This window comes from bacterium (assembly GCA_021159335.1).
In the GTDB taxonomy this organism is placed as follows: Bacteria; UBP14; UBA6098; order B30-G16; family B30-G16; genus JAGGRZ01.
This window is the reverse complement of sequence record JAGGRZ010000138.1, coordinates 1-6,081: the sequence shown is the minus strand read 5'-3', so window position 1 is coordinate 6,081 and position 6,081 is coordinate 1. Positions and strand designations below refer to the sequence as shown.

Here is a 6,081-nt window from a genome sequence, read left to right as displayed (position 1 = left end):
TCTGAAACATTAAATAAAATAAAAAATTCATAGTCCCATTCTATAATTCAAGTTGAATTATTAGAATGGGACGGATTATTGTCTTTAAAGAAGGGTGATTAAATATGGCTTCAAATTATCCAAATGATTATGATAGTTTTACAACTTGGCAAGATTTTGTTGATACTATAACTGCTTCAATCGTTAATAATATTCAAGATGCGATTGTTGCTATTGAACAGACTTTAGGTAAAAATCCCCAAGGTGATTATCCAACAGTAAAAGATCGTTTGGATTCATTAGGAAATGGAACAGGTAGTGGTGGTCGCTGGCAATTAATAGAAGAAGTTATTTTTACTGATAGTGCTCAAACTTATACATTTTCAAATCTGAATGGTAATAATGATGAAGAATATTTATTAAGTTTTAGAATTAGAAGTCAACTTAATACTTCTGCAAATATTGAATTAAGATTTAATAATGATAGTGAATCAAATTATGATAATCAAAGATTGATAATTAATGGGACAACTGTTGACGCTTCTTCTTGGAATGGCAATGCATTGGAAATAGGACAACAAAATCCAACAAACAACTTTATCATTTTTGGAGAAGCATATATTTTTGCAAAATCTGGATATTGTAGAACTTTAATATGTCATTCTAATAATCATGATTCTTTAATGGCAAATATAAAAGCTTATCGTTATGGTGGGCATTGGAAAAATGGTACAGATAATATAACATCTATTACAATACGTGGAACTTATTCAGGAATTTTAGGTGCGGATACTGTATTAAGACTTTACAAAAAGATATAACGTTTTAATTTTGTTTCAAAATGATAAAAATAGATACAGTAGAACTTCCAGACCTAATTTGGGTAGATGAATTTGATTATCTGCCCATATCTTCTTCCAAGGATAGAACTTTGGGATATAATGCCTTAGTTTGGTCTTCTAAAAATAAATTTCAAAGAAATATTACACTACAAGGCGATGAAAATAGAGCTTGGTTAACCAGAAAACAAGTGAAAGAATTAGAAAAATTAGCTTCAATTCCCGATGCTGTTTTTGATTTTGAATATAATGGAAAGAAATATAAAGTCAGATTTAGACATGAAGATACCCCAATTGAAATGTATCCGATTTTACCAAGAACTAATCCAGATGATGAAGATTATTATTATGGAACTATAAGATTGCAAGAGGTTTAAATAATGTCGCAAAATTATAATATAGATTCATTATTACAACAGCTAAAAAATGAAAATTATAGCATAGATTTATTGGCGCAACAATTAAAGAATAAGAATTATAATTTAGATTCATTATTTCAAGCAATTGTAAATGAAAATTATAATATAGATTTATTAATTCAAGAATTAGATTTATTTACATTATTAACCTTAGATTCATTATTGCAACAATTAAATATTTCTTTTACTTACATAGTTGATTCTTTATTTCAAATTACGAAATCTTGTTCATATAATCTTGAAATTTCATTATTTGATACTAATTATGTTTTTCTTGATGGTATGATGCTAAAATTGGTTTGGAATGATGAATTTAATAGTTCTGAAATAGATGCAGTTAAGCGATTAACTTTGGCACAAAATTATGATATTCAAGAATTTAATGTATGTGAGAAACCAATTACTTTAGAAGCTACGGAAAATCAAGGTTGGCTAACAAGAAAACAAGTAGAAATGCTTTATCAAAAAGCATTAATTCCAAATAAAACATATCCATTAATATACAATGGAAAACATTATTTGGTTAGATTTAGATGGGAAGATCCGCCAGTTATTGATGTAACACCTATCTTGCCAAGGCCAAATATGGCAGATGATGATTATTATTATGGAACAATAAAATTAATGCAAATATTAAGGTAAATGGAGGTTTAAAATTATGGCAATATCTAGATCAGATGTTTCATTTGTAAAATCGGAAACAGTAACAGATTCTAATACAAATGGTGGCAGAAAAAGTTATATAGAAATCCCAAATAGAACAAAATACAATTTGTTTCCACGTGTAACTAAACCTGAAAGGGATAATGGAATTACCAGATATAGGAAAGAATTCGTATGGAACAAAAATGCTGATAATGAAAGTATTTTTGATGCTATGATTTATTTACTTTTTCCGTCGCCAGCTAATGATAGATTTTATTTAGCCTTGGGAACACAGACTGATGTTCAAGATGACATAGATGATAGTTATAAGTGGTATTCAGGCGGGAAATTAAACGCTGATTTAACTGCTAGTTCGCAACAGATTCAGATTTTGTTTGAAAGTAATGATGTTTATATTGACAATGATATTTACATTGCAATTTCTTCGCAATTCAAAATAAATCAGACGATAGATAGTGGCGTTAAACCATTTGATCCAGTCTATTATAACGGAAGTAAATGGGTAAAGCAATCTGCACCAAGTCCATCACAAGAAGATAATTATCCATATGGAACATATTTGGGTAATAATATAGTCTTTACTTATCATTCTGAAGGTCATATTGAATATATAAAAACTGCTAATGATAAGTATGAAAACGAAAGTTTAAGTGGTTCAGGTTCAGGCCCTTATACAGGACAAGATGGCGGAAAATTATTACATCCACCAATAAAAAAGGAAACTGTTACTGTTAAATATGCATTTGGTGGTATTGATTATGAAGCTACCGATGATGGCAATGGAAATATTACTGGAACAAATGTTTCAGATGGTAGTATAAACTATGAAACTGGTGAAATTAGCATAACATTTTCTGATACACCAGATTCTACACCAACAGTTGATTATTATAAAAGATGCTATACTTGGTCTGGTAATGTTTGTACTATAAATTTGGCAGATCAAGTTGCCAATAGTTATGATTCCGATAATACTTATTGTGGCGTCTGTTTATCACTTGGCGAGATAAAAACAAGTCTTTCGGATGTAACTGTAAACTCTGCAAACGGTAATTTCGATGAATCAAAAGTTTCATTGGATAATCAAGGAACTGTGGAAGATACATGGACTTTAACTTTTACAGATAGTTCACATTTCACATGCAGTGGTTCGCTTGAAGGAAATGTAGGTACAGGAACAATTACATCTAATTTTTCGCCAACAAATACCAATACATCTAAACCATATTTTACAATAGATTCCACTGCTTGGTCTGGAAGTTTTGAAGCTAATGATAAAGTTATATTTAAAACGCATCCTTCAGCTAAAGGGATTTGGCTAAAAGAAGTTGTGCCAGCAGGATCAGATGCATATTCTAATAATGGTATTTTAATGGAAATTTACATTGAATAATTTATAGGTGATAAATATGTCTTGGTTATCTAATTGGTCTTACAGAAAAAAGATAACCATTCAAGGCCAATCAGGTGCTGGAATTGATTACCAAGTACTACTCAAGGTTGGAGAGAGTTCAGGGGCTTCGGGGTGTGATTTTCACGTAGAAGGGCACTCAGCTAATTTTCCCAATGCAGACGATAATTTCGATGACAATTTATTAAATGATTATTTATGGAAAAAAATAATAAATGGAAATAACGTATCAGTAGAAGAACAGAATGGAAGAATAGAAGCTTCAGTTACTGCTACATCTGGAACTAATTATGGTTTGTTAAAAAGCAAATTTTATCTATCTGGTGATTTTGATATTCAGATAGATTTTTCCAATTTGGATTTAGAAAGCAAGGAATTTGGTTTTATACGTTTAGCAATAAGTATTGATGCTAATAATTATGCTTATTGTCAACGAGAATATAGAAATTCTTATGGTCATAACTATTTTGCTGGGATTAAAGTTAATGATAGTGAAACTGATGGTCACGTAGCTACAACCGATACTGCTGGCAAACTTCGAATCACTAGAGAAGGCAAAACGTTAACTTGTTACTATTGGGATGGAAACAATTGGCAACAAATTCACCAAAGAACAGATTTTCCAACCAATGATGTCTTTATATCAATTTGTGAAATATATAGTTCCGCCAATCATCCCCAAATTTCAGCTTATTTCGATAATTTTAAAATCAATAAAGGAACAGTTTTAAAACCATCAAGTGGTGATTTAAGGTTCACTAAAAATGATGGAACTACTTTATTAAGTTTTTGGGTAGAAAAAGTAGAAGGAACAAGTCCTAATCGTGTAGCGTATTGTTGGGTGAAAATTGCTGATAATTTAGATAATAACGTAGATATTTATTGTTACTATGGAAATTCAAATGCTACTAATGTAAGTAATGGTGATGATACATTTATTTTCTTTGATGATTTTAATGGTTCAAGTTTAGATACAAATAAATGGAATGAACTTAATACTGGCCCTTTAACGATTAATTCAAGTATTTTGACTATAAAAAGTGATGCTGACGATACAAGTCATGATGTTTATTCTAAAGATACGTTTTCTTATGACCATTGTTTAAGAGGACGTATTGCGATAAAACCAAAGACATGTTTTGCTCTTGAAAATTCACAACATACTGAAAGTGTTTTGGAATGGTACGATGCTTCGGAGAAATGGAGGTTCGCTAATAAGACAGGAGGAACATTATATCAGATTGAAATTGGCGATGCGGATGTTGGTGCATGGCATATAGATGAAATTATATATAAATCGGATAAGGGAAAACTTCGTCGAGATGGAAGCGATATTACTAGTCAATCATCGGGTGTTCCTAATATTGCTCTTCCTGTTAATATACGATCTTGGTCAGCTACGAATGATATACGATGTGATTGGGTATTAGTACGTAAATATATTGATCCAGAACCTTCTTATAGTTTAGCGGGAAGTGAAGAGATCTTAGAAGAATACGAAACTCGTAATTATAATTATCAATTTGATTCATACTTAATTCATTGTATAGATTCAAGTTTGTCATTGGATTCTTTGCTTTATCCTTTTCAAAGGAAATTAGTTAGAAAATCGGATGGTTCTTTTATTGCAGTTTATCATAAAGAAGTTGATGATATTTACCAAATCTTTTTAGCTTCATCTAATGATGGCATTGTTTGGTCTTCTACGCAAGTAACAAATGATTCTTATCATCAGAAATATCCAGCAATTATAATAGATGCAGAAGATGATGTCCATTTAGTATGGTTATCGCAAGTTGATTCTGATACTTATAAAATTGCATATAAATGTCAATTGAGTGGACAGTGGCAAGATACGGAAGTTATTGGGGATGCTATTGAAAATTCAGCACCAACAATTGTTTTTACTAATGAAAATGATGACATAATCTATGTAAGTTGGCACAAGGATAATAAAATTTTCGTAAAAAAGAAGATAAATAATACTTGGCAATCATCATATGAATTTTCAACAGGCGTTGAACAACTATTTCCATGCATTACAGTTGACAATAATGGAAAGTTTCATTTGGTTTGGTCTATAAAGAAAACATCCGATGGACTTTATCGAATAGTCTATTTAAATGAAGAAAAATTGACTTATTTTGGCGAAAGTGAATTTGGCGAAAGTGAATTTGGAGCGCAGATAGAAGAGCTTGCAGAAGTAGAAGGAAACAATTATCCTATAATTTTGATAGATTTAAACAATAACATATATGTCTATTGGCGTGATAAAGGGTATGGAAATAATCCTAATTATTATAATATAGTTTATAGAAAAAATGATGGTAGTGGATGGACTAATATTCAAAATGTTTCAGATGAAGATCATAATCAATTAGCACCTTCCATTTCAGCTACAATTCAAAATGACATTTATGCAGTTTGGTCAGGACTTGGATGGCCAAATAATCCAACATTCTATAATGTTCAATATAGAAAACCCAATCAATCAGTTCAATCAGTAACCGATGTAGATAGACATCAATGGTTTCCCAATACTATTTATTCATTATATCCGAAAGTATTTGGGACACATACTAATGTTCCGAAGCAAGGATTTGGTTTTATTTGGTTGGATGATATATATTTAAAATTTTATAATTTTAATTTGGATTGGCAATCAGCAATTTGGAAGTATTATTGGATTGATGTTTTATTAGTAAATAAAGTAAATAATTTCTTAAACAGTGTGCTGCTTAAAGGTGTTGAACTGGTTGATCGAGCC

5 protein-coding genes are annotated in these 6,081 nt (G+C 30.6%); all 5 read left to right on the top strand.

What is annotated here, in order from left to right; all coding sequences use genetic code 11:
• The first annotated feature begins 104 nt into the window (after window positions 1-104).
• Window positions 105-800, top strand: coding sequence for a hypothetical protein (locus J7J62_07460; protein MCD6124988.1), 696 nt, complete (start codon window positions 105-107; stop codon window positions 798-800).
• Between the two features lie 20 nt (window positions 801-820).
• On the top strand, window positions 821-1,195 hold the full coding sequence (locus tag J7J62_07455; GenBank protein MCD6124987.1) for a hypothetical protein: 375 nt from the start codon (window positions 821-823) through the stop codon (window positions 1,193-1,195).
• A 3-nt stretch (window positions 1,196-1,198) separates the two neighbouring features.
• On the top strand, window positions 1,199-1,879 hold the full coding sequence (locus J7J62_07450; GenBank protein ID MCD6124986.1) for a hypothetical protein: 681 nt from the start codon (window positions 1,199-1,201) through the stop codon (window positions 1,877-1,879).
• Between the two features lie 16 nt (window positions 1,880-1,895).
• On the top strand, window positions 1,896-3,296 hold the full coding sequence (locus tag J7J62_07445; GenBank protein ID MCD6124985.1) for a hypothetical protein: 1,401 nt from the start codon (window positions 1,896-1,898) through the stop codon (window positions 3,294-3,296).
• A 16-nt stretch (window positions 3,297-3,312) separates the two neighbouring features.
• The coding region (locus tag J7J62_07440) for a DUF2341 domain-containing protein (protein ID MCD6124984.1) at window positions 3,313-6,081 on the top strand (2,769 nt) is incomplete at its 3' end.